This window comes from Dermatophilaceae bacterium Soc4.6 (genome assembly GCA_039889245.1).
Classification (GTDB): Bacteria; Actinomycetota; Actinomycetes; order Actinomycetales; family Dermatophilaceae; genus Lapillicoccus.
Genome location: JAZGVH010000002.1, coordinates 3,940,042 through 3,963,765, shown reverse-complemented (window position 1 = coordinate 3,963,765; position 23,724 = coordinate 3,940,042). Strand labels below are relative to the sequence as shown.

The window sequence follows — 23,724 nt, the reverse complement described above, 5'->3', positions numbered from 1 at the left end:
GTGGGCCCAGCGCACCGGAGCGGGATCAGACGAGGGTCGGCTTGACCTCGGCCAGGCGGCCCAGCAGCCCGTTGACGAAGCCCGGCGAGTCGTCGGTGGAGAGCGACTTGGCCAGCTCGACGGCCTCGGAGATCGCGACCGCGTCGGGCACGTCGTCGTTCCAGACGACCTCCCAGGCCCCGATGCGCAGGATGGCGCGGTCGACGCCGGGCATCCGGTCGACCGTCCAGCCCTGGCTGTAGGTGGTCAGCAGGTCGTCGATGTCCGACCACTTGTCCACCACCCCCTCGACGATGTCGACGGTGTAGGGGGTGACGGGCGACGGCGCACCCGGCTCGATCAGGCGCGCTGCCAGCAGCTCAGTGACGTTGAGCCCGCGCTGGTCGGCCTCGAAGAGGAGGTCGAGCGCGCGCTTGCGGCTCTTGCTGCGGGCAGCCATCTCAGCTCAGATCAGTGGTGGTGGGAGGTCAGTCGTTGACGCGGCCGAGATACGACCCGTCGCGGGTGTCGACCTTGATCTTGGTGCCCTGCTCGAGGAAGAGCGGCACCGCGATCTGGGCGCCGGTCTCGAGGGTGGCGGGCTTGGTGCCACCGGTGGAGCGGTCGCCCTGCAGGCCGGGCTCGGTGTAGGAGATCTCGAGGACCACCGAGGCGGGCAGCTCGACATACAGCGGGGCGCCGTCGTGGGTCGCCACGATCGCGTTCTGGTTCTCCAGCATGTAGTCGGCGGCCGTCCCCACCACCACCGTGTTGACGTAGAGCTGCTCGAAGGTGTCCGTGTCCATGAACACGTACTCCTCGCCGTCCTTGTAGAGGTACTGCATCGTGCGCTTGTCGACGTTGGCCGTCTCGACCTTGGTGCCGGCGTTGAAGGTCTTGTCGACGACCTTGCCCGACAGCACGGCCTTGAGCTTCGTGCGGACGAAGGCCGGCCCCTTGCCGGGCTTGACGTGCTGGAACTCCACGACCGACCAGAGCTGTCCGTCGATGTTGAGGACGAGGCCGTTCTTCAGGTCGTTGGTCGACGCCACGTGAGGGACCGCTTTCGGTGTGTGCTGGCGTCGCCGCGGCTCGCACCTCGCGGGCGCGAGGGGCCGGGGACACCGGGATGCGTAGGGGCGTGGCCGGAGGCCTCGCCCGAGGAACCACGGAAGTCTACCCGCGCAGGTGCCTCGCGAAGAACTCGTCGATCCTGCCCCAGGCCACGGCCGCCGTGGCGGGCTCCGGACCCATGCCCGCGAGCCGCAGCACCGGCCGCAGGAACCACGGCCCACCCATCTCGTCGTTGAGGAAGGAGTGCCCGGCGTCGGGGTACTCGGTGACCTCGTGCTCGACCCCCACCCGGGTCAGCTCGCCGTCGAGGGTCGCCGCCGCACCACTGAGGCTGCGGTCCTTGCCCCCGTAGGAGCCGAGGACCGGACACCCGCCGGCGAGGACGTCGAACGACGCCGGCAGCCGACCGTAGTTGACCGAGCTGGCCCCGAAGCCCCGCGCCGGCGCGGCGCACAGCAGCGCGAACGCGCCGCCCATGCAGAAGCCGATCACGCCTACGGCGTCGGTCGTGTCGTCGCGCTCGAGCACCGACTGCCGGGCGGCCGCGATGTCGGCGAAGGCCCGCCCCTGACCGCTGCGCATGGCCGAGAAGGTGGACTTGAGGCACCGCATCGCCCCACCCTCGCTGAAGAGGTCGGGGACGATGACGACGTAGCCCATCTGCGCCACCCGGTCGGCCGACCGGCGCGCGTTGTCGTCGAGGCCGAAGGCCTCGTGGAGCAGCACCACGCCGGGCAGTCGCTCCGCACTGGCAGGACGGGTCACGTAGGCCGTCAGGCTCGGTGACGCGTCGGGCACCGTCGTGCGGGTCATGACCTCGATGAGCTCTCCCATGGGGTCAGCCTGCCATCCTCGGCCCAGCCGCGTGCGAGGGCTCGCCCGTTCACGGCCGCGGGTCTTCCCCCGCAGGTCCCCGGCGTCAGCTCTCGGACACCGCGGCGTAGGCGGCCTCGAGGTCGGCCGTCACCGGTCCCTCGAGACGGACCGGCCGCCCGACGTCATCGAGGACGACGAACCGCAGCAGGTCACCCCGGGCCTTCTTGTCACGGCGCATCGCGGGGAGCAGGACCGGCCAACGGTCGCCGCGGTAGGACGTGGGCAGACCCAGGCTCGTGAGCACGGCCCGGTGCCGGTCGACGACCGCGGCGTCGAGGTGGCCGGTCAGCCGGGCCAGCTCGGCGACGTAGACCATGCCCACCGCGACGGCGTCGCCGTGGCGCCAGGAGTAGCCCTCCACCTGCTCGATCGCGTGGCCGAAGGTGTGCCCGTAGTTGAGGATCTCGCGCAGCGAGGCCTCGCGCAGGTCTGCGGCCACCACCCGCGCCTTGACCCGCACGGCCCGCTCGACCAGTTCGCGCAACCGCGCCCCCTGCGGCCGCGCGGCGTCGACAGGGTCGGCCTCGACGAGGTCGAGGATCACCGGGTCGGCGATGAAGCCGCACTTGACCACCTCGGCCAGCCCGGCGGTGAGGTCGACCGCAGGCAGCGTGGCCAGCACGTCGAGGTCGCAGACCACCCCGGCCGGCGGGTGGAACGAGCCGACGAGGTTCTTGCCCTCGGGCGTGTTGATCCCGGTCTTGCCGCCCACGGCCGCGTCGACCATGGCCAGCACGGTGGTCGGCACCTGCACGACGGCGACCCCCCGCAGCCACGTGGCGGCGACGAATCCGGCGAGGTCGGTGACGGTGCCTCCACCGAGACCGATGACGGCATCGGTGCGGGTGAACCCCGCCCGGCCGAGCTGGCCCCAGAGGTCGGCCGCCACCGCGGCCGTCTTGGCCGACTCGGCGTCCGGCACCTCCGCCAGGTGCACCCGCGCTCCGGCGGCCTCCACGGCGTCGCCGAGCCGGCGGGCGAGCCCGGACAGCGGTGCCGGGTGGACCACGAGCACGCGGCTGACACCGGTGGGCAGCAGCCGGGTCACGACGGTGGGGTCATCGAGCAGCCCACGCCCGACGAGGACCTCGTAGTCGTCCCCGACCGGGATCACGGTGGGCTCGGTGGACTCGGTCATGACCCCTCCTCGTCGTCGCCAGGGGTGGCGATCAGCTGCGCCACGCTCACCGCGACCTCCGACGCGGAGCGGCCGTTCGTGTCGACCCGGTGGGTCGCTGCCGCCTCGTAGAGCGGTCGCCGCTCGTTCATCATGGCGATCCACGACCCGCGGGGGTTGATCGACAACAGGGGCCGCGAGGCGTCGAAGCCGATCCGTCTCGACGCGTCGGCGATGGTGACGTCGAGGAAGACCACGCAGTGACCCCGCAGCAGGTCGCGGACCTCGGGCTGGATCGGCGCACCGCCGCCGAGGGCGACCACGCCCCTGTGCGTCGAGAGCGCCTGCACGACCGCCTCGCGCTCGAGGGCCCGGAAGGCGGCCTCCCCGTCGTCGACGAAGATCTCGGAGACGGAGCGCCCCGACGTCGCGACCACGCGCTCGTCGGTGTCGAGGAAGGGCACGCCGAGCAGCTCGGCGAGCGCCCGGCCGGTCGTCGTCTTGCCTGCCCCGGGGGGCCCGATGACCACGGCGACCGGCGCGGTGGCTCCCGCGGTCACCACGTGCGCAGCCGCTCGGGGACGGCCGCGAGGTAGCCCTCGAGGTTGCGCCGGGTCTCGGCGACGCTGTCTCCGCCGAACTTCTCGAGGCACGCCTCGGCCAGGACCAGGGCGACCATGGCCTCGGCCACGACACCCGCAGCCGGCACGGCGCACACGTCGGAGCGCTGGTGGATGGCCTTGGCCGGCTCGTCGCTGACGGTGTCGATCGAGTCGAGGGCCCGCGGCACCGTCGAGATCGGCTTCATGGCAGCACGCACCCGCAGCACCTGCCCGGTGGACATGCCGCCCTCGGTGCCTCCGGCGCGCCCGGTGCGGCGGCGGATGGTGCCGGACTCGTCGCGCTCCATCTCGTCGTGGGCCTGCGAGCCGCGACGGGCGGCGGTGCGGAAGCCGTCTCCGACCTCGACCCCCTTGATCGCCTGGATGCCCATGAGGGCGCCGGCCAGGCGGGAGTCGAGCCGCCGGTCCCAGTGCACGTGCGAACCGAGGCCCGGTGGCACGCCGTACGCGAGGACCTCGACGACACCACCCAGGGTGTCGCCGTCCTTCTTGGCCGCCTCGACCTCGGCGACCATCGCCGCCGAGCCCTCGGCGTCGAGGCTGCGCACGGGGTTGGCGTCGAGGCGCTCGACGTCGTCGGGCGTCGGCAGGAGGGCGTCGTCGGCCACACCGGCGGCGCCGATCGCGACCGTGTGGGAGACCAGGCGGATGCCGTAGGCCTGGTGCAGGAGGCGCGCAGCGACCTCACCGAGGGCGACCCGTGCGGCCGTCTCGCGGGCCGACGCTCGCTCGAGCACGGGACGGGCCTCGTCGAAGCCGTACTTCTGCATCCCGACGAGGTCGGCGTGACCGGGCCGAGGCCGGGTGAGCGGGCGGTTGCGGGCCAGCTCCTTCTCGGCGCCGACGTCGTCGGCGGCCGCGAGGTCGTCGGCCGCGACCGGGTCGGGGCTCATCACGGTGCGCCACTTGGGCCACTCGCTGTTGCCGATGCGGATGGCCACCGGAGACCCCAGGGTCAGGCCGTGCCGCAGGCCGCCCAGGAACTCGACGGCGTCCTGCTCGAACGACATCCGGGCGCCGCGACCGAAGCCGAGACGTCGCCGGGCCAGCGCCGCACCGACGTCGGCGCTGGTCACCTGCACGCCTGCGGGCAGGCCTTCGATGACAGCCGTCAGGGCCGGGCCATGGGACTCACCGGCGGTGATCCACCGCAACTGGGACATGGGGTGGAGTCTCCCACGCACGCCCGCAGCCGCCGTCAGGCACCCGGATGCTGAAACCCCACGAGGACGGCGGCGAGCAGGCCCAGCACGATGAAGGGTCCGTAGGCGACGGACCCCTTGAGCGTCACCCGGCGCAGGACCAGCAGCACGATCGTCCCGACGCCGCTCACGAGGATGGAGAAGACCAGTCCCTGAGCGGCGAGGACCCAGCCGACGTATCCGAGCGGCAGCGCCACCAGGCCCCCCAGCGTGGCGTCACCCAGCCCCAGCCCCCCCGGCCTGATCAGCGCCAGCACCACGTAGACCAGCCACACGGCGGCCCCCGCACCGACCGCCCGCAGCGGCGCCCACCAGTCACCGGAGGTCGCGGACGCGATCGTCAGGAGCGCGAGGATCGCCGGCAGGCTCCACAGCGTCAGCCCCTCGGGCAGCCGGTGCACGTCGACGTCGATCCAGGCCAGGGCGACCCCCAGGGCACCGACGAGCAGGTATGCCGGCAGGACCGCCCCGCGCTCCAGCCCACCCACCTGCCACGTCAGCAGCGCCCACACCAGCGACACTGCGGCCGTGACGACGCCCGGGTGGGTCGGCGCCGGCCCCTGCTCGTCGTCGAGGCGGTACTCCAGCGTCGCGAGCCGACGCGAGAGCCCCCACCCCACGCCCAGCCCGGCCAGGGCGACCACCAGCACGAGCCACCAGTGCGGGTGCGGCGCGACGACCGCGGTCACCGCTCGGGCTCCGCCACAGCTGGGGTCGGGGCCGTCGCGCGTGTCGTCAGGGCGGCGTCGAGGGCCTGCCGCATGGTGTCGACGGGGGCGGGACGGCCGGTCATCAGCTCGACCTGGCGGGCGGCCTGGTGCAGCAGCATCGCCGTGCCGGGGACGGCGGCATACCCCAGCCGGCCGGCGGCCGTGGTCAGCGGCGTCGGACCGTCGGCGTAGACGACGTCGAGGACCGCTCTCCCGCCCGGTGGCAGGCGGTCGGCCCAGGCGGCGGTGGACGCGGGCGGCACCGTGCTGACGACCACGTCGACATCAGCCGGCCACTCCCCCTCGGCGACCTGCTCGACCACGAGGCCGGCGGTGCGGGCCTGGAGCAGGGTGACGGGGCGCACCTGGCCGCGCACCATGAAGGTGACGTGCCCGGCCCCGAGGGCGCTCGCCGCCGCCACCGCCGACCGGGCGGTGGCTCCGGACCCGACGACCAGGAGGCGCGCGGCCCGGTCGACCCCGGCCTCACCGAGGGCGGCCACGAGACCGTGGACGTCGGTGTTGTCACCCCACCAGGCTCCCGCTCCCCCACCTCCACCAGCAGGACGGCGCACCAGGGTGTTGACCGCGCCGGTGGCGAGCGCGATCGCGGAGACCTCTCCCGCCACCGCGAACGCGGCCTCCTTCAGTGGCATCGTGAGCGAGAGACCGACCCAGTCGTCCCCGAGCCGGCTGACGTGCTCGACGAGGCCGGCGGCCTCGACGCGCGCCGCATCGTAGGTCCAGCCCTCCAGGCCGAGCGCCGCGTAGGCCGCTCGGTGCAGCACCGGCGAGAGGGAGTGCGAGATGGGTGACCCGAGGACACCGGCGTGCCGAGCGGTCAGCACGTGCCGGGGTGGTCGGCGCACCAGCGCTGGAACTGCGCCACGTTGGCGGCGTGCTCGGACGCCGTCGTGGCGAACTTCGTCTCGCCGGTCTTCGGGTTGACCGCGACGAAGTAGAGCCAGGGTCCGTCAGCCGGGGCCTGGGCGGCCTGGATGGCCGCCGCACCCGGGTTGCTGATCGGCCCGACCGGGAGGCCGTCGCGGGCATAGGTGTTGTAGCCGTTGGAGCGGGCCCGCTCTGCGTCGGTGGTCGTCAGGGCTCGCTTCTGCACCCCATAGCTGACCGTGGAGTCGAGCTGCAGGCGCATGGGCAGCGCCAACCGGTTGTCGACCACTCGAGCGATCTTCGGCAGGTCCTCGGGGCGACGGCCCTCGGCCTGCACGATGCTGGCGATCGTCAGGACCTTCTCGGTGTCGCCCTCGGCCACCCCCAGCGACGTGAGCTGCTCGACGGTCTTGGCCACCATCGCCTGCAGCTGCTCGGCTGCCGAGGAGCCCGTGGGGAACTCGTAGGTCGCGGGGAAGAGCCAGCCCTCGACGTTGCCCTTGGCCGCCGCCGGGAGCCCCAGCCCCGCAGCGTCCTTCGCCGCCGTGACGTAGTCGGACACGGGCCGGCCCGACGCCTTGGCCAGGACGGCGAAGGTCTCGCTCTTCCACAGCCCTTCGCGGACGGTCACCCTGGGCACCGTGCGGTTGGCCGGGTCGACGAGCACCGCCAGAGCAGCCGCCGCCGTCATCTGGGAGCGCAGGGTGTATCCCCCGGGCTGGATGGAGGTGCCCTTCGGGTCGGCGGCTGCCGCCTGGGCGAACGCCTTGGCGGTCTTGACCACGCCCGCCTTCTCCAGGGTCGCCCCGATGGCGGTGGCGGTGTCACCATTGGCGACGGTCACGTCGACCGATCCGGTGCCCGGGCCGGGGTAGTCACCGCTGTCCGAGCTGAGGGTCAGCAGCGGCTTGATCTTGTCGAGGGCCACGGCCCCGGCCCCGGCCACGACGGCCAGCGCGAGCAGGAGGACGACGGCGCTCTGCAGTCGCCGACGACGAGCGGTGCGCCGGTGCCCGTTGACCTGGCGTCGCGAGCTCCAGGTCGAGGCGGGGGCCCCCGCGTCGTGACCCTGCTCCGGGGCGTCGTACAGGTCGTGCTCGTCGAGACCGTCGCCGACGTCGGGCTGGTCGAACACGTCGATGTCGTCGCGGTCGTCGTACTGGTCCTCATCGGCGGGGTGGTGATCAGGGCCCCAGGCCCGGTGCGCGGTGGGATCGGAGTCCTCCACCGGTGGCGGCGGGAGAAATCCCTGTGGCGCGTAGCGGGAGGCGGGGCCGGGCCGGTCGTAGCGGTCCTCACCGCGGACCGGGTCGAGACCACCGCGCGCGGGGTCGCGTGGGTCGCTCATCGTGTCGGGTCCTTCGTGTCCGGGGAGGGCCCGCGACCCGACGTGTCGTCCGGTCGCGATGCGCGTGTCTTGGTGCGGCGTCGACGGGTGAGGACGAGCTCCCCCGGGGGCCCGCCCGACAGCCGTTCGGCATCGAGAGCGCCCTGCAGGATGAGGACCGCTGCAGCCTGGTCGACCACGCCGCGGTGCGCTCGTCCTGCAACGCCGCTCGTCCGTAGTGTGCGGTGCGCGTCGACCGTGGTCAAGCGCTCGTCGACGAGCCGCACCGGCACCGGCGCGAGGACCAGCGCGAGCTGAGTGGCATATGCCCGGACTGTCTCGGCCGCCGGCCCCTCACCACCGGACAACGACCGCGGGAGACCCACGATCACCTCGATGGCTGCCCGCTCGAGGGCCACCTCGTGGATCCGGCGCTGGTCCCCTGCCGCCGCGAGGTCGCGAGGCACCGTCTCCACGGGCGACGCGAGCAGCCCCGTGGGGTCGCTCGCCGAGAGCCCGACCCGCACGCTCCCCACGTCCACCCCGAGCCGGACACCGTGGCGCACGGTGACCCGGCTCGCCCCCGAGGGCTCGTCAGCCCCGCTCACGCAGCGCGATCTCGACGGCCCCGAGCGCGTCCGACACCTTGGCCGGATCGGTGCCGCCACCCTGGGCGAGGTCGTCCTTCCCGCCGCCGCCACCGCCGAGGGCCGCTGCCGCGATCCTCACCAGTGCCCCCGCCTTGACACCGGCCCGGCGGGCCGGCTCGTTGGTCGCCACCACGACCACGGGTCGTCCGGAGGCCGCTGACGCCATGGCCACGACGCCCGCCCTGTCCGTACCCAGGCGCTGGCGCACGTCGAGCACCAGGGTGCGCAGGTCGTCGGCGCCGACGTCTCCGGCGTCGTGGCTGACGAAGCTGATGCCCCCGAAGTCGCGAGCCGTCGAGACGAGCCCGGCGGCCGCCGCGAGCGTGCGCTCCTGACGGGCCGCGGCGATCTCACGCTCGGCCTCCTTGAGCCGGGCCAGGATCCCGGAGATGCGCTCCGGGAGCTCCTCCGGACGGGCCTTGACGACCTCGGTGAGCTGCCCGACGATGGCGTGCTCACGGGCCAGGAACGCGTAGGCGTCGGCTCCCACGAGCGCCTCGACACGACGCACCCCGGAGCCGATGGACGCCTCGCCGAGCAGCTTGACCAGCCCGAGCTGGCTGGAGTGCAGGGCGTGCGTCCCGCCGCAGAGCTCGCGGGCCCAGTCACCCACCGACACCACGCGCACGGCATCTCCGTACTTCTCGCCGAAGAGGGCCATGGCCCCGATGTCGCGGGCCTGCTGCTGGGTCATCACCTCGGCGTGCACCGGCAGGTCGTCGAGCAGCGCTGCGTTGACCTTGGCCTCGACGTCGCGCAGCACCGACGCGGGCAGCGCCTGCTGGGCGTTGAAGTCGAAGCGGAAGCGACCCGGGGCGTTCTCGGAGCCGGCCTGGGTAGCCGTCTCGCCCAGCGCCTCGCGAATCGCCTTGTGCACCATGTGCGTTGCCGTATGGGCCCGCGAGATCGCGCGTCGCCGCTCGATGTCGACGGCGGCCTGCGCGAGGTCTCCGGCCGTCACCTCGCCGAGCACCACAGTGGCCCGGTGCACGGTCAGACCCGTGATCGGCTTCTGCACGTCGCGCACCTCGAGCACGGCCCCGCCGGCGAGCTCGATGCGCCCACCGTCCGCGAGCTGGCCACCGCCCTCGGCGTAGAACGGCGTGCGGTCGAGGACGATCTCGATGTCGTCGCCGGTCACGGCCCGCTGCACCCCGACGCCGTCGCGCACGATGCCGGCGACGTGGCCCTCGGAGACCACCTCGTCGTATCCGGTGAACTCGACCTCGCGGCCCAGTGCATCGGCGATCTCGCGGTAGACGCTGGTGTCACCGTGGGCGCTCTTCTTGGCCTTCGCGTCGGCCTTGGCCCGGTCGCGCTGCTGCGCCATCAGCGCACGGAAGCCCGGCTCGTCGACCTGCACACCCTGCTCGCCCGCCATCTCGAGCGTGAGGTCGATGGGGAAGCCGTAGGTGTCGTGGAGGGCGAACGCCTGCGCGCCGCTCAGCACGCGCACGGCGTCCGGCGCCTCCGGGGCCGCGGGCTGGCCCTTGAGCCGGCTGACGGCGGTGTCGAGGATGGTGGTGCCCGAGGCCAGCGTGCGGCGGAAGGCCTCCTCCTCGGCGTACGCGATCGACGAGATGCGACCGAAGTCGGTACGCAGCTCGGGGTAGGAGCTGCTCATCCGCTCCATGCTGACCGGCAGCAGGTGCGGCAGGCTGGGGTCGTCGTAGCCGAGCAGACGCATGGAGCGGACGGCGCGCCGCAGCATCCGCCGCAGGACGTAGCCGCGGCCCTCGTTGCCGGGGGTCACCCCGTCACCGATGAGCATCAGCGAGGTGCGCACGTGGTCGGCCACGACCCGCAGCCGCACGTCGTCGGGATGGCTGCGGGAGGCGACGTGGCTCGGGTTCGCGCCATACCGCTTGCCCGTCATCTCGGCCGCGCGGTCGAGGACCGGGCGCACCTCGTCGATCTCGTAGAGGTTGTCGACCCCCTGCAGCACGCTGGCGATGCGCTCGAGGCCCATGCCGGTGTCGACGTTCTGCGCCGGCAGCGGGCCGCGCACGTCGAAGTCGTCCTTGGCCCGGACGGCAGAGAGCTCGTACTGCATGAAGACGAGGTTCCAGATCTCCATGTAGCGGTCCTCGTCGACCGCCGGGCCGCCCTCGGTGCCGTACTGCGGGCCGCGGTCGTAGAAGATCTCGCTGCAGGGGCCACCCGGCCCGGGGATGCCCATGTGCCAGTAGTTGTCGAGCTTGCCGCGGCGCACGATGCGGTCGGCCGGCAGGTCGGTGAGCTCGCGCCAGAGCCCGGCAGCCTCGTCGTCGTCCTCGTAGACCGTGGCCCAGAGCCGGTCGGGGTCGAGCGCGTAGCCGCCCTCGGCGAGGGAGCTGGTCATCAGCTCCCAGGCATACGAGATGGCCTGCTCCTTGAAGTAGTCACCGAAGGAGAAGTTGCCGTTCATCTGGAAGAACGTGCCGTGCCGGCTGGTCTTCCCGACCTCCTCGAGGTCGGGCGTGCGCACGCACTTCTGCACCGAGGTGGCCCGGGTGAAGGGCGGGGTCTCCTGGCCCACGAAGTACGGCACGAAGGGCACCATGCCGGCAGCGACGAAGAGCAGGTTGGGGTCGTTGAACGGCAGCGGGGCACTGGGGACGACCGTGTGGCCGCGGCTCTCGAAGAAGCTGAGCCAGCGGCGCCGGATCTGCGTGGTTTCCATAGGGTTCTCCTGCCGGTGGCGCGCGGGGCGCGCCGGGTGGGGTCTCGGGCGGGCCGATCAGGGGCGGGGTGTGGGCGGGGACCCTGAGCGGGCCGGACCGACGTCCCTACCGGGCTCGGGGACCGGCCGGGTCGTCGAGCAGCGTGCGGATGCCGTCGCCGTCGGGCCGTTGCCCCTCCGGCAGGGTCTGGGTGTCGAGCCCGAGCGCGTAGCGCAGCTCCCCCTCGCGCTCGTCCATCCCCTCGCGGACGGCAGCCGCCAGCTCGCGCAGGCCCTGCGCGACCGAGGCGAGGCTGTCGGACACCCCGGCCGGGGTGTACTGCCGCACCACGCGCCGCCCACGGCGCACGACGAGGACTCCGGCCACGGCTCCGACCCCGATCCACAGCGCCCGGCTCACGTCAGTGCCTCCGGGTGCTGCGGCTGCGGGAGCGTCCGCGCACGGCATTGCGCACGCCGTAGCTGAAGGCGGCGACCTTGACGACCGGCGAGCCGAGGGTGGCCGCGAAGAGCGAGGTCAGGGCGTTGACGTTGGTCGACATCGTCGCCACGTTGGTGGTGATGGTGTCGACGCGCACGAGCTGCTCGTTGGTCGCGGTCACCGTGTTGGTCACCTCACCCAGCAGCGGCACGGCCCCGTCGGAGAGGCCCTTGACGCCGAGCCGGGCCTCCTCGAGGATCTCGCCTGCCTTGCCCACCACCCGGCCGATCCGGAAGATGAGGTAGGCGAAGGCGAGAGCGGCGATGACGCCGGCGATGTCAGCCAGGGTGACGTCGGCGAGTTTCATGGTGACACCTCGGGTGTGGAGCGCTGAACAACGAGTGGACGACGAGCGGTGATCACCCTAGCCGACCGGCGTCAGGAGGCCTCGGCGGTCAGGTCGCGACGGATCTCGGGGAAGTGGCAGGCGATGAGCTGGCCCGGGCCGCCGCCCGGTTGGGCCTGCAGCGGGGGCTCCTGCGCCGCACAGACGTCCTGGGCCTTCCAGCAGCGGGTGCGGAAGCGGCATCCGCTCGGCGGGTCGATCGGGCTCGGCGGGTCACCCTGCAGCCGGATCCGGGTGCGCGGGGGCGCCCCGCGGACCACGTTGAGGTCGGGCGCAGCCGAGAGCAGGGCCTGGGTGTAGGGGTGCTGGGGTGACTCGTAGATGTCGTGCTTGGCGCCCTGCTCGACGATCTTGCCGAGATACATCACGGCGATGGAGTCGCAGAAGTGCCGGATGACCCCCAGGTCGTGGGCGATGAAGACGAAGGACAGGCCCAGCTCGTCGCGCAGCCTCGCCAGCAGGTTCATCACCTGCGCCTGGATCGAGACGTCGAGGGCCGAGACGGGCTCGTCGGCGATGATCAGCTTCGGCTCGACCGCCAGGGCGCGGGCGATGCCGATCCGCTGACGTTGCCCCCCCGAGAACTCCGAGGGATAGCGGTTGACGTGCTCCGGGTTGAGCCCGACCAGCTCGAGCAGCTCCTGGGTGCGCTGCTTCTCGCGGCCCTTGGCCAGCCCGTGCACCTGGAGCGGGGTGCGCAGGATCGCCCCGACGGTCTGGCGCGGGTTGAGCGACGAGTAGGGGTCCTGGAAGATCATCTGGATCTCGCGCCGCAGCGGTCGCAGCTGCTTCTCCTTCAGCCGGGCGATGTCGTTGCCGCGGAAGCGGATCGCGCCGGACGTCGGGTCCTCGAGCCGCGTGATGAGCCGGCTCGTGGTCGACTTCCCGCACCCTGACTCACCCACGATGCCGAGGGTCTCGCCCTGCCGCAGCGTGAAGGTGATGTCGTCCACCGCCTTGACCGTGGCGCGCAGCATGGACAGGCCCTGTACCTCACGCACGGCGAAGTGCTTGACCAGGTGCTCGACCTCGAGCAGCGCGGGGGCGCTTGAGAGATCCCGCTGTACGGGGATGGTGGTCATGCGCGGTCCTCCTGGGCCAGGACGTGCTCGGGGTCGTCGAGGTGGCACCGCACCCGCCGTCCGTTGGGCAGGGTGCGCAGCACCGGCAGGCTGGTCACGCACCGGTCGCCGGGCACCTGGGCGCGCACGTCGCAGCGCGGGTGGAAGGAGCAGCCGCTGGGCAGGTGGACGAGGCTGGGTGGGGTGCCCCGGATGGCCTTGAGCTGCAGCACCTCCTCCGACGCGGAGGGCACGCTCTCGAGCAGGCCCATCGTGTAGGGGTGGTTGGGCTGTGAGAGCACGTCGCGGGCGCTGCCCCGCTCGACGGCACGCCCGGCGTACATGACGAGGATGTCGTCGCTGACCTCCGCGACCACTGCGAGGTCGTGCGTGATGAGGATGACCGCCGAACCGAACTCCTTCTGCAGGTCGGCGATCAGGTCGAGGATCTGGGCCTGCACGGTCACGTCGAGCGCGGTGGTGGGCTCGTCGGCCACCAACAGCTTGGGGTCGTTGACCAGCCCGAGGGCGATCATCGCCCGCTGGCGCATACCGCCGGAGAACTCGTGCGGGTACTGCGCGGCCCGGCGCTCCGGGTTGGGGATGCCCACACGGTCCAGCATCTCGACGGCCCGCTTCGCGGCGACGCCCCTCGAGACGCTGTGGTGCGCGCGGTAGGCCTCGGCGATCTGCTTGCCGACCTTGTAGAAGGGGTGGAGCGACGACTGCGGGTCCTGGAACACCATGGCCACGGTCTCGCTGCGCAGACGCCGCATCGTGTCCTCGCTGGCACCCACGATCTCCTGGCCGTCGAGCCGGATGCTCCCGCTGATCATCGACCGCTTCGGGTTGTGCAGCCCGAGCAGGGTCATCGACGAGACCGACTTGCCGGACCCCGACTCACCGACGATGGCCAGCGTGCGCCCCAGTCGCGCCTCGTAGCTGAGGTCCTGGACGGCGTTCACCGGGCCCTCGTCGCTCGGGAAGCGGACCGTGAGGTCCTCCACCCGCAGGACGACGTCACCCTCGGCCTGCGCCGTCTCGGAGGTGCGGTGCGGGGTGGTGGCGGTCACGAGAGCCTCACGCGGGGGTCGATGGCGGAGTAGAGGATGTCGACGAGGAAGTTCATCGCCACGACCACGACGGACGACAGCAGGACGCACCCCATGATGATGGGCAGGTCGTCCTGGCGCAGCGAGTCGATCGAGAGCTTGCCGACCCCGTCCAGCCCGAAGATCGACTCGGTGATCAGGGTGCCCGACAGGAGCGCCGCGAGGTCGAGCCCCAGGATCGTCAGCACCGGGCTCAGGGCCGCGCGCAGCGCGTGCCGGTAGGTCGTCGCCCGCACCGAGATCCCCTTGGAGCGCGCCGTCCGCACGTAGTCCTGCGAGAGCGTGTCGACCATCTGCGCGCGGGTGTAGCGCACGTAGGACGTCGCGGTCACGAGCCCGAGGATCAGGGCGGGGGCGAGCAGTCCGACCAGCCAGGGGCCGACCCCCTCGGAGTAGCTCGCCGCCCGGGGCAGGACCGGGTAGAGGACGGTCAGGTAGAGAGCCGACAGCAGGGCGAGGATGTAGTAGGGGATGGCCCCGAAGACCTGGGAGAACCCCACGACGAAGCGGTCGAGCCGGCTCCCCCGCCGTTGGGCGGCGTAGATGCCGGTCGTCACCCCCACGAGCAGGGTGACGAGCATGCCGAGCACGGCGAGGGCCGCCGTCGTCGGGAACCGGCTGAAGACCTCGCCCTTGACCTCCCTGTGGCTGCGGAAGGAGTAGCCCAGGCAGGGGGCCGAGCAGTGCAGGGTGTTGCCGCCGTCGATGACGTCGCGGCCGACGAGGAGGCCGCCGAAGTACTCGCTGAACTGCACCGCGACCGGGCGATCGAGGCCCATCGAGGCCCGGATCTCGACGAGCTTCTGCGGGTTGCAGCGCAGCTCACCGCACAGGGACTGGGCCGGGTCGGACGGGCCGGCGAAGAAGACCAGGAACGTCGTGACCAGCGTGACGAGGATGACGCTGAGCGCCATGGCCAGTCGTCGGACGGTGTAGAGCAGCATGGGTTCTGTTCGACCTCAGGGGAAGAAGGGGTGGCGCCCCTCGGGCCGCGACCGGTGGGTGGTCGCGGCCCGAGGGCGGGTGGCAGGACGCGTCAGGAGTCCAGCCAGATGTTGTCGAACATCGGCATGCCGTGGTTGGGGTCGTTGAGCACGTTCTTCACCTTCGTGCCGAAGGTGTCGTTGCCCTTGTCCCAGTACCACGGCAGGACGGGGAGGTAGTCCTCCATGAGCATCTTGTCGAACTTGCCCCACTCAGGGCCCTGGTCGGCGATCTTGAGCGTCGAGATCCGCGCGAGCTCGGCGTCGATCTTGGGGTCGTGCAGGTTGCCCCAGTTGGTGCCGCCGGCCGTGATCTGGGTCGAGGCCACGGTGGGCGGGAAGATCGCGTCGGCCGACGGCCAGTCGAAGCACCAGCCGCTGGCGGGCGACTGGCCCATGTTGGTCGGGGCCTTCGGGTCGGCGACGAGCTTGCGGCGCTCCTTGGCCGGGACGCCCAGGTCCTTGACCTTGAAGCCAGCCGCGACCAGCGCCGTCTTGCGGACCTGGTTGACCGTCTGGGCGATCTGGTTGTCGTTCGTGTAGTAGTAGCTGAGCTCGAACTCCTTGCCCGGGCCGAAGCCGGCCGCCGCAAGCATCTCCTTCGACTTGGTGCCGTCCCCGACGCCCGTGCCCGTCAGGTCCGGCAGGGTGTAGTCGAGCCAGCCCGGGATCTGGGGCGGGATGATGGTGTGCGCGGGCGAGGTGCTCAGCTCGGTGTTGCCGCTGGCCTTGTTGAGGGCGTCCCAGGGATAGGCCACGGCGAGGGCCTTGCGCACCTCGAGCGGGATCTTGTTGGTGTCGAGGTTGACGGCGACGGTGCACGACGACGGCCCCGAGACGAACTGGTCCTTCTTCGGGCCGGTGACCTGGTCGATGAAGGACGAGTCGATCGAGTCGATGTTGAGGCTCGTCGCGTCGATGCCGTTGCTGGCCAGGATGCCGGTCTGGGTCTTGACCTCGTCCTGCCCGAACTTGAAGTCGTAGGCGTCGACGTACTGCGTGCGGGACGGGTCGGTGGTCGCGTCCCAGTTCGGGTTCTTCTTCAGCTTCAGCTCGGAGCCCTGCGTGAAGGAGTCGATCATGTAGGGCCCGGTCGTCGGGGCCTTGTCACCGTAGGAGCGGTCCTTCGTGTCCTTGGCCTGCGGGATCGGCGAGACCTGGGTGAAGGTGCCGAAGTAGGGCAGCGTCTCCCAGGGCTTGGCCAGGTGGAAGACCACGGTGCCGTCGTCCGGCGCCTCGACCCCCTCGAAGCTGTCACCGGACTTGTAGGGACCTTGGTACTTGTCGCCGCCCTTGAGGAACTCGACCTGGTAGGTCGGGCCGGTGTCGGTGAAGGCGAAGGAGCGCTTCACGGCATACGCGATGTCCTTGGCCGACACGACGGCACCGTCGCTGTACTTGATGCCGGGCTTCAGCTTGAAGGTCCAGGTCAGTCCGTCGTCGGAGACCTGGCCGAGGTCGGTCGCGAGGTCGGGGACCAGCACCATCTTGCCGTCACGCTGGACGAACGAGGTGAGCGAGCGGTGCAGCAGCCTGGTCATGATCTGGCCGGAGTCCTGGTAGAACTGCGCGCTGGGGTCCATGTCGGCGATCGAGCTGGCGTAGGGGACGGTCAGCGTGCCGCCGTTCTTGGCGCCGTCCACGCGAGGAGCAGGTCCCTTGGCGTTGGCGTCGAGCGCGGCACTGGCCTGCTGGACGGGGCCCTGGGAGGCACTGCCCGAGGCACTGGCATCGTTGCTCGCGGGGGCGGAGCACGAGGCCACCAGCCCGACGGAGGCCACCGCTCCGGCAGCCAGGACGTGGGTCCAACGCATGTATTGCTCCTTCTCGAGGGGTTCAAGGACCCGGGGTCGTGACCGGGGCCGTGCTGCGGCGACGCGTCGTCACCGGCGGGTGTTGGGGTCGAAGGCGTCGCGGACCGACTCTCCGAGCAGGCTCAGGGCCAGGACGAGCAGCGCGATGGCGACGACCGAGGGCCAGAGGTAGAGCGGGTAGGCGGCATAGGTGTTCTGGGCGAGGGCGACGGTGCGCCCCCAGGACGCCGTCGGCTCGACCAGACCCGCTCCGAGGAAGGAGAGGGTCGCCTCGTAGGTGATGTAGGCAGGCACGGCGATCGACGCCGAGACGATGATGGGCCCGACGAGGTTGGGCAGGATCTCGCGGAAGAGGATCTGCCTGGTCGGCACCCCGATGACCTTCGCGGCCTGGACGAACTCGCGCTCGCGCAGCGAGAGCACCTCGCCCCGGATCAGCCGGGCCAGTCCGGTCCAACCGAACACGACGAGGATCACGATGAGGGTGTTGAAGCGCACGGTCGACGTCTCCTCGCTGCTGAGGATCTCCCCCCCGCCGACACGGTTGGTGACGATCGGCACGATGGCGATGACGAGGATGAGGACCGGCACGCAGAGCAGGAAGTCGATGACCCACGAGATGACCCGGTCGGCCACTCCCCCGAGGTATCCGGCGACCAGCCCGAGGACGACGCCGACCACCGTGGAGGCGACCGCCGCGATGAAGCCGATCGCGAGCGAGGGGCGCGCGCCGTAGGCCCACAGGGTGAAGAGGTCGCGACCGGTGCGGGGCTCGACACCGAACCAGTGCGAGGAGGTCGAGCCGATGACCGGCAGCGTGTTGCGGGCGGAGATCAGATCGGGGTTGAACGCGTTGAGGGTGTTGCCCGACAGCGTGGTGAGCAGGGGGGCGGCCAGGGCGACCACCACGAAGAAGACGACGATGAGCGTCGACCCGATCGCGACCTTGTCACGACGCAGCCGCTCCCAGGCGATGCGCCCCGGGGAGCGCCCGGCCCGGCGGTCGTCGCCCGGCCCGGCCCCGGGACCGCCAGGCTCCCCGCTCTGGGTGGCGAGCTGGCTTCCCTGCGACACGCGGTGCTCCGTCCTGCACGATGGCGGGCAGCTCGATCGATGAGTGAGGCCGGTCATCCGGCCCAATGGGTGGGCGCCAGACTGCCACAGCGAGGCTGGTCCCTCCGAGGGCAGATGAGCGCTCGATGTCAGATCGTTACACCGCACACACGGGCGAAACACGCCCTTCGCCGGCGTGACACACGTACGGAGGTCCTCCGACCACCGCCCGCGCAAACAGGAGATCGTGCGGTCTACTAGCGCCGCCGAAGCCGATCCTTCAACCAGACCGTTCTGGCCGCCAGTCGCTCCTCGAACCCCCGACCGGTCGGGCGGTAGTACTCCACTGCGGGCTCGGAGGCGGCCAGGTCGTCCGGGAGATACTGCTGCGCCGCCACCGCGTCGGGCTCGTCGTGGGAGTAGACGTAGCCGTCCCCGTGCCCCAGACGGGCCGCACCGGCATATCCGCTCCCCCGCAGGTGCGCGGGCACAGGGCCGCCGCGGCCGGCCCGCACATCGGCGATCGCCGCGTTGATGCCGAGGTAGGCGGCGTTGGACTTGGGCGCCAGCGCGTTGTGCACGACCGCCTGCCCCAGGATGATCCGGGCCTCGGGCATCCCGATCTGCGCGACGGCGTGCATGGCGGCCACCGCCGTTTGCAGCGCGGTGGGGTCGGCCATCCCGACGTCCTCGCTGGCCGAGATGACGATGCGCCGGGCGATGAAGCGCGGGTCCTCCCCGGCCTCCAGCATGCGCGCGAGGTAGTGCAGGGCTGCGTCGACGTCGCTGCCGCGCATCGACTTGATCAGGGCCGACGCGACGTCGTAGTGCTGGTCGCCTGCACGGTCGTAGCGGACCGCGGCCTGGGCCACGGCCTGCTCGACGTGGGCCAGGGTGATCTCCACCGGGCCGCGGCCCCCCTCCGGCGGCGCGCTCGGTGGGTGGGCGTCGAGGGCCACCCCCGCACCCGCCTCGAGCGAGGTCAGCGCCCGGCGGGCGTCACCGCCCGCCAGCCGCACCAGGTGGTCGCGCGCGTCCTCGGTCAGGGTGTGCGCCCCGGCCAGCCCGCGCTCGTCCACGAGGGCGGCCCCGAGCAGGTCGGCCACCTCGTCGTCGGCCAGCGACTCGAGCGTGACCAGCACCGAGCGCGACAGCAGCGGCGCGATGATGCTGAAGGACGGGTTCTCGGTGGTCGCCGCCACGAGGATGACGGTGCGGTTCTCCACGCCGGGCAGCAGGGCATCCTGCTGGGCCTTGGTGAAGCGGTGGATCTCGTCGAGGAACAGCACGGTCTGACGCCGGTAGAGGTCGCGGTCCCTCGCGGCCTGCTCGAGCACGACCCGCACGTCCTTTACCCCGGCCGTCACCGCCGAGAGCTCGACGAACCGACGCTCGGCCGAGGTGGCGACCAGGTGGGCCAGCGTGGTCTTCCCGGTGCCGGGCGGCCCCCAGATGATCGCCGAGAGCGGGCCGGCGCTGCCGCCGCTGCCCTCGATCAGCCGGCGCAGCGGGCTGCCCCGGCGCAGCACCGATCGCTGGCCACGCACCTCGTCGAGGGTGCGAGGACGCATCCGGACGGCCAGAGGTGGGGCCACCGGGCTCGAGGGGTCGGGACGGTCGTGCTCGTCCGCAGCGCGTGACACCGCGAAGAGGTCGGGTGCCCCGCCCGTGGCGGCGTCGTCACTCATCCTCACCAGCGTATCCACGACACGGTCGGGCGAGGTGCCACGACCCCCGGGCATGCGACCCTGTGGCGTGCTCGACGTCCCGCCGACCCGTCTGGCCCGGCTGGGTGCCGCCTCGGCCAGGCACCCGTGGCGCTTCGTCGTCGTCTGGCTGCTGCTCACGCTCGCGGCCTTCGCCGTCGCGGTGGGCGGGGTGAGCGGCCAGTCCCTCTTCGAGCGGCTCAACACCGGCGCCCCCTCCGCGCCCGGAGAGGCGACGCGCGCCGCGGACATCCTGCGAGAGCTCGACCCGCAGCTGCAGTCGCTCACCCTGCAGGTCGACGGGGCCGACCTCGCCGCGACCGCGGCCGTCACCGCCGCCACCACGGCGACCCGCGCGCTAGCCGCGACCCCCGGCGTCACCTCGGTGAGGTCGCCCCTGCTCGTGCCCGGCGGTGTGACCTCGCCGGCCGCAGCGACCCTGCTCGCGGACGGCCGTCCGACGAGCCGGGGCTTCGTCACCGTGGTCGCGTTGTCGCCCTCGGTCGACACGGGCGTCGACACCGGTGGCGACACCCTCATCCGAGAGCGCATGAGAGCCGTCGCCGCGCCGTTCGCCGGCGCGACGGCCAGGGTGAGCGGCACCCAGGACCTCATCACCGCCGTCACGTCGCAGATCGAGAAGGACCTGAGATTCGGCGAGGGCATCGCCCTGCCGCTGTCGTTCCTCGTGATGTTCGTCGTCTTCGGCGGCTTCGTGGCCGCCGGCATGCCGGTCGCCGGGGCGGTCGTCTCGATCGGTGGGGCCCTCGCGTCCCTGTGGGTCTTCTCCCACGTGATCGACCTCGACGCCAGCGTGGTCAACGTCGTCACCCTGCTCGGTCTGGGCCTGTCGATCGACTACGGCCTCCTCACGGTCAGCCGCTACCGCGAGGAGCTGACCGCGATCACTGCCGACAAGGTCGCCCGGGGCCAGGGCACCCGGCGTCTGCGCTTCACCGACGACGACATCGTCACGGCGACCGCGCGCACCGTGGCCACGGCCGGTCGCACCGTCCTGTTCTCCGGGCTCACCGTCGCCATCGCCCTCAGCGGGCTGCTCACCTTCGACGCCCAGATCATGCGCGCCATCGGGTCGGCCGGTGTCTCCGTGGTCCTGGTCGCGCTCGTGGTCGACCTGACGCTGCTCCCGGCGCTGTGCGCGCTCGGGGCCCGACGCCTGGCCGGCCGTCGTCGGGGCGTCGAGGCCTCCGGTGACACCGGGGTGTTCTCCCGCCTGGCCCATGGTGTGCAGCGCCGACCCGTCATCGTCTCCGTCGCCTCGGTCGCCGTGCTGCTGGCTCTCGCCGCACCGGCGCTGTCGATGCGGCTCACCGGCTCCACCACCCAGCTGCTGCCGGTGGGCAACCCGGCGCGCGTCTTCTTCGACGACCTCGACCGGGGCTACCCGGCCTTCCGCTCCCCCGACCTCACCGTGGTGGCCCACGCCCCGATCACCGAGGCCGAGGCCTATGCGCGCACCACCGTCAGCCGCATCAAGGGCGTGACCGGAGCCACCGCACGGGCGCTGTCACCGACGCTGACCGCGGTCTCGGTGGCCGTCTCCGACGGCCCCACCGGGCCCCTGACCGACGGCGTCATCACGAGCCTGCGCGACAACCGGCCGGCCTTCACGACCGAGGTGACCGGTCGTCAGGCGGGGCAGCGTGACTTCCTCACGGCGATGCGCGCGGGGGCTCCGTACGCCATCGCCCTGGTGGTGCTCGGCACCTTCGTGCTGCTCTTCCTCATGACCGGGTCGCTGGTGCTGCCCCTCAAGGCGCTGCTGCTCAACGTCGTCTCGTTGGGGGCCGCGCTCGGCTCGGTGGTGCTCGTCTTCCAGGACGGGCACCTCGAGGGCATCCTGCAGTTCACGTCGGTCGGGGCCGTGGAGTCGGTCATCCCGTTCCTGGCCATCGCGTTCGGCTTCGGGCTGTCGATGGACTACGAGGTGTTCCTGCTCGCCCGCGTGGCCGAGCTCTACCGGGCGGGCCACCCCAACAACGAGAGCGTGTCACTCGGGCTCCAGCGATCGGGACGCATCATCACGTCGGCAGCCCTGCTGGTCATCATCGTCTTCGGCGGGTTCGTGGCCGGGCAGCTGTTGGTCATCAAGGAGATCGGCTTCGCCCTCGTCGTCGCCGTCGCTCTCGACGCGACCCTCGTGCGGATGCTGCTCGTGCCGGCGACGATGACCCTGCTCGGCCGCTGGAACTGGTGGGCCCCGGCGCCCCTCGCACGCTGGCACGCGAGGCACGGCATCACCGAGTGACCCGCGGCAGGGGTATCAGCAGGCACCCCTGACCCTCCTTACGTGCAGATGTCGCTCCTCCCGGCGACTTACTCCACGAGAGGAACTCCCATGAACGTCCGTCCCTCCCGCCGTCTGCGCCGCCACCTCGGCGTGGCCCTCGCCGGTGCCGCCCTCGCGCTCGGTCTGGCCGCGACCGGGTCTGCCCAGGCCGCAACCGCCCCCTCCGCCGAGTCAGGCACGACGCGCGCGTCGTTGTCACCCGACGCCCTCGTCTCCCCCTCGGGCGCCGTCGTGACCCCGGCGGCGGCCCGGGCGGCCCTCAGCGCCAAGGGCGCTGTACCCCAGGGGTCGTCGCCGTCGGCGGGGCCGAGCCGTGGCCTGACCGCCACCGCCGTGTCGCCGGACCGCCTCTCACCGAGCTCGGTCATCGGCGCCGACAACCGCTTCCAGGTGACGGCGACGACGTCGTACCCCTTCTCGTCCACCGTGCTCATCGAGCGCAACGGAGCCCTGCACTGCACCGGGTGGATGATCAGCAAGGACACGATGCTCACGGCCGGCCACTGCGTGCACACCGGCGGGTCCGGCGGTTCGTGGTACTCCGGGCTGACCTTCAAGCCGGGCAGCAACGGTGGCACCGCGCCCTACGGCACCTACACCTCGCGTGGCACCTGGGCCCTCAACGGCTGGCTGAGCAGCGGGTCGTCCGACTACGACGCGGCGATCATCAAGCTGAGCAGCCCCGTCGGCAACAGCACCGGCTGGTTCGGCATGTGGTGGCAGACCGCGTCGCTCGACAACACCTTCACCCGCGTCTCTGGCTACCCCGGCGACAAGCCGTCGACCCAGTGGATGTCCTACGACAGCGTGCGCGCCTCGCAGACCTACCGGATCTTCTACGACAACGACACCATCGGCGGCGAGAGCGGCTCGCCCGTCTGGCAGTACCGCGGCAGCACCGCCGCCTACTGCGCCAACGGTCCGTGCGCCATGGCCATCCACACCAACGGCCTCGGCAGCCTCAGCTCGACCCACAACAGCGGCACCCGCATCACGCAGGCCAAGTTCACGACCTTCATGAGCATCGTCAACCTGCCCTGAGCGGAGGCTCAGCGCCCGTGTCTCTGGCAGCGACCCGGCCGCCCGGGACCCCGACGGAACGATCGGGGTCCCGGGTGGCTCTCTCCTGATGACGGGCCCGTAGGCCGGCACGACCCGCACACCCCACCCTGACCCGAAGGAGCGAGCGCCCATGACCACCAGACGACGTCACCGCCCCGGCCTCTGCGGCCGCAGGCTGACGACGACGGCCGCGATCGCCCTCGCCGCCGCATTGCTCGCAGCCTGCGGCTCGGTCCCGTATGCCGCGGACGCCGGGTCGGCGACCGCCTCGCCTGCAGGTGGGGGGGTTGCCGGGTCGACCGGCGGGAGCACGGGCGGCGATGCGAGCACCGGCAGACCGGCCTACGACGCGGCGGCTGGGCCGGACACAGCCGTCTCGTCCGTCGACCAGCCGGGGCAGGGCGAGTGGACCCCGGCCATTGCCGGGAGGGTGACCGACGGGGCGGGGAAACCCGTCAGCGGGCTGCTGGTCAGCGTCGTGAGCCACGGCGACCCGATGGTCGCCGTCCCGGAGATCGGGGTGCTGACGGGCGACGACGGTCGCTACGCCTGGCCCGCCCTGCCCCCCGGCCCGTGGGAGGTCCAGGTGACCCGCGACGGTCAGACCGCCTCGGTGACGGTCACCCTCGAGGCCGGACGCACGGCGACGGCCGACCTCGTGCTGCGCTGACCGCCCCCCAGGCG

The 23,724-nt window shown here is 71.9% G+C and carries 22 protein-coding genes; 3 read left to right on the top strand and 19 right to left on the bottom strand.

The features are described from left to right. Positions 1-25: 25 nt before the first annotated feature. The 19 genes from nusB to V3N99_18445 form a co-directional block, all read right to left on the bottom strand. Entirely contained in the window at positions 26-439 is a 414-nt protein-coding gene (nusB, locus tag V3N99_18535; GenBank protein MEO3938730.1) for a transcription antitermination factor NusB, read from the bottom strand. A gap of 28 nt (positions 440-467) precedes the next feature. After that, a complete protein-coding gene (gene efp, locus V3N99_18530; GenBank protein ID MEO3938729.1) occupies positions 468-1,031 on the bottom strand; it encodes an elongation factor P in 564 nt (187 codons plus the stop codon). Positions 1,032-1,155: 124 nt separating this feature from the next. Continuing rightward, the gene (locus V3N99_18525; protein MEO3938728.1) at positions 1,156-1,887 is read right to left on the bottom strand and encodes a dienelactone hydrolase family protein; all 732 of its coding nucleotides are present in this window, start codon (positions 1,885-1,887) and stop codon (positions 1,156-1,158) included. 85 nt (positions 1,888-1,972) lie between these two features. Next, positions 1,973-3,067, bottom strand: a complete 1,095-nt coding sequence (aroB, locus tag V3N99_18520; protein ID MEO3938727.1) for a 3-dehydroquinate synthase — start codon at positions 3,065-3,067, stop codon at positions 1,973-1,975. After that, positions 3,064-3,609, bottom strand: coding sequence for a shikimate kinase (locus V3N99_18515; GenBank protein MEO3938726.1), 546 nt, complete (start codon positions 3,607-3,609; stop codon positions 3,064-3,066). Before V3N99_18515 ends, aroB begins: the two co-directional genes overlap by 4 nt. After that, the gene (aroC, locus tag V3N99_18510; GenBank protein ID MEO3938725.1) at positions 3,603-4,832 is read right to left on the bottom strand and encodes a chorismate synthase; all 1,230 of its coding nucleotides are present in this window, start codon (positions 4,830-4,832) and stop codon (positions 3,603-3,605) included. Before aroC ends, V3N99_18515 begins: the two co-directional genes overlap by 7 nt. Positions 4,833-4,867: 35 nt before the next feature. Then, positions 4,868-5,560: a prepilin peptidase gene (locus V3N99_18505; protein ID MEO3938724.1), complete on the bottom strand. Its 693-nt coding sequence runs from the start codon at positions 5,558-5,560 to the stop codon at positions 4,868-4,870. Next, a complete protein-coding gene (locus V3N99_18500) occupies positions 5,557-6,429 on the bottom strand; it encodes a shikimate dehydrogenase (protein ID MEO3938723.1) in 873 nt (290 codons plus the stop codon). Before V3N99_18500 ends, V3N99_18505 begins: the two co-directional genes overlap by 4 nt. Further along, positions 6,423-7,820: an endolytic transglycosylase MltG gene (gene mltG, locus V3N99_18495; GenBank protein ID MEO3938722.1), complete on the bottom strand. Its 1,398-nt coding sequence runs from the start codon at positions 7,818-7,820 to the stop codon at positions 6,423-6,425. The genes V3N99_18500 and mltG overlap by 7 nt, the downstream gene beginning before the upstream one ends. Beyond that, positions 7,817-8,407: a Holliday junction resolvase RuvX gene (ruvX, locus tag V3N99_18490; GenBank protein ID MEO3938721.1), complete on the bottom strand. Its 591-nt coding sequence runs from the start codon at positions 8,405-8,407 to the stop codon at positions 7,817-7,819. Before ruvX ends, mltG begins: the two co-directional genes overlap by 4 nt. Then, a complete protein-coding gene (gene alaS / locus V3N99_18485; GenBank protein MEO3938720.1) occupies positions 8,394-11,111 on the bottom strand; it encodes an alanine--tRNA ligase in 2,718 nt (905 codons plus the stop codon). The genes ruvX and alaS overlap by 14 nt, the downstream gene beginning before the upstream one ends. Before the next feature lie 106 nt (positions 11,112-11,217). After that, complete coding sequence (locus V3N99_18480; GenBank protein MEO3938719.1) at positions 11,218-11,511, bottom strand: DUF6167 family protein; 294 nt, start codon at positions 11,509-11,511, stop codon at positions 11,218-11,220. A gap of 1 nt (position 11,512) precedes the next feature. Further along, positions 11,513-11,899 (bottom strand): DUF948 domain-containing protein, encoded by a 387-nt coding sequence (locus V3N99_18475; GenBank protein MEO3938718.1) that lies wholly within the window; start codon positions 11,897-11,899, stop codon positions 11,513-11,515. Positions 11,900-11,970: 71 nt separating this feature from the next. Further along, positions 11,971-13,020: a dipeptide ABC transporter ATP-binding protein gene (locus tag V3N99_18470; protein ID MEO3938717.1), complete on the bottom strand. Its 1,050-nt coding sequence runs from the start codon at positions 13,018-13,020 to the stop codon at positions 11,971-11,973. Continuing rightward, the gene (locus V3N99_18465) at positions 13,017-14,072 is read right to left on the bottom strand and encodes an ABC transporter ATP-binding protein (GenBank protein ID MEO3938716.1); all 1,056 of its coding nucleotides are present in this window, start codon (positions 14,070-14,072) and stop codon (positions 13,017-13,019) included. Before V3N99_18465 ends, V3N99_18470 begins: the two co-directional genes overlap by 4 nt. After that, positions 14,069-15,055 carry an ABC transporter permease gene (locus tag V3N99_18460; protein ID MEO3938715.1) on the bottom strand — a complete coding sequence of 329 codons (987 nt, stop codon included), beginning with the start codon at positions 15,053-15,055 and terminating at the stop codon, positions 14,069-14,071. The genes V3N99_18465 and V3N99_18460 overlap by 4 nt, the downstream gene beginning before the upstream one ends. A 92-nt stretch (positions 15,056-15,147) precedes the next feature. Then, positions 15,148-16,908, bottom strand: a complete 1,761-nt coding sequence (locus V3N99_18455) for an ABC transporter substrate-binding protein (protein ID MEO3938714.1) — start codon at positions 16,906-16,908, stop codon at positions 15,148-15,150. Between the two features lie 69 nt (positions 16,909-16,977). Then, a complete protein-coding gene (locus tag V3N99_18450) occupies positions 16,978-17,982 on the bottom strand; it encodes an ABC transporter permease (protein MEO3938713.1) in 1,005 nt (334 codons plus the stop codon). Between the two features lie 236 nt (positions 17,983-18,218). Continuing rightward, positions 18,219-19,649, bottom strand: a complete 1,431-nt coding sequence (locus V3N99_18445) for a replication-associated recombination protein A (protein MEO3938712.1) — start codon at positions 19,647-19,649, stop codon at positions 18,219-18,221. A gap of 67 nt (positions 19,650-19,716) precedes the next feature. Between V3N99_18445 and V3N99_18440 the strand changes: the two genes are divergently transcribed. From V3N99_18440 to V3N99_18430, 3 genes are all read left to right on the top strand, one after another. Further along, positions 19,717-21,936 carry an MMPL family transporter gene (locus V3N99_18440; GenBank protein MEO3938711.1) on the top strand — a complete coding sequence of 740 codons (2,220 nt, stop codon included), beginning with the start codon at positions 19,717-19,719 and terminating at the stop codon, positions 21,934-21,936. Between the two features lie 90 nt (positions 21,937-22,026). Further along, complete coding sequence (locus tag V3N99_18435; protein MEO3938710.1) at positions 22,027-23,019, top strand: trypsin-like serine protease; 993 nt, start codon at positions 22,027-22,029, stop codon at positions 23,017-23,019. Between the two features lie 151 nt (positions 23,020-23,170). Further along, a complete protein-coding gene (locus V3N99_18430) occupies positions 23,171-23,710 on the top strand; it encodes a carboxypeptidase-like regulatory domain-containing protein (GenBank protein ID MEO3938709.1) in 540 nt (179 codons plus the stop codon). Positions 23,711-23,724 lie beyond the last annotated feature (14 nt).

Bases quoted from the DNA above. Each gene is read 5' to 3' on its own strand.
- nusB (MEO3938730.1), bottom strand. From the start codon at position 439: ATGGCTGCCCGCAGCAAGAGCCGCAAGCGCGCGCTCGACCTCCTCTTC.
- V3N99_18525 (MEO3938728.1), bottom strand. From the start codon at position 1,887: ATGGGAGAGCTCATCGAGGTCATGACCCGCACGACGGTGCCCGACGCG.
- aroB (MEO3938727.1), bottom strand. From the start codon at position 3,067: ATGACCGAGTCCACCGAGCCCACCGTGATCCCGGTCGGGGACGACTAC.
- aroC (MEO3938725.1), bottom strand. From the start codon at position 4,832: ATGTCCCAGTTGCGGTGGATCACCGCCGGTGAGTCCCATGGCCCGGCC.
- mltG (MEO3938722.1), bottom strand. From the start codon at position 7,820: ATGAGCGACCCACGCGACCCCGCGCGCGGTGGTCTCGACCCGGTCCGC.
- alaS (MEO3938720.1), bottom strand. From the start codon at position 11,111: ATGGAAACCACGCAGATCCGGCGCCGCTGGCTCAGCTTCTTCGAGAGC.
- V3N99_18475 (MEO3938718.1), bottom strand. From the start codon at position 11,899: ATGAAACTCGCCGACGTCACCCTGGCTGACATCGCCGGCGTCATCGCC.
- V3N99_18470 (MEO3938717.1), bottom strand. From the start codon at position 13,020: ATGACCACCATCCCCGTACAGCGGGATCTCTCAAGCGCCCCCGCGCTG.
- V3N99_18460 (MEO3938715.1), bottom strand. From the start codon at position 15,055: ATGCTGCTCTACACCGTCCGACGACTGGCCATGGCGCTCAGCGTCATC.
- V3N99_18455 (MEO3938714.1), bottom strand. From the start codon at position 16,908: ATGCGTTGGACCCACGTCCTGGCTGCCGGAGCGGTGGCCTCCGTCGGG.
- V3N99_18445 (MEO3938712.1), bottom strand. From the start codon at position 19,649: ATGAGTGACGACGCCGCCACGGGCGGGGCACCCGACCTCTTCGCGGTG.
- V3N99_18435 (MEO3938710.1), top strand. From the start codon at position 22,027: ATGAACGTCCGTCCCTCCCGCCGTCTGCGCCGCCACCTCGGCGTGGCC.
- V3N99_18430 (MEO3938709.1), top strand. From the start codon at position 23,171: ATGACCACCAGACGACGTCACCGCCCCGGCCTCTGCGGCCGCAGGCTG.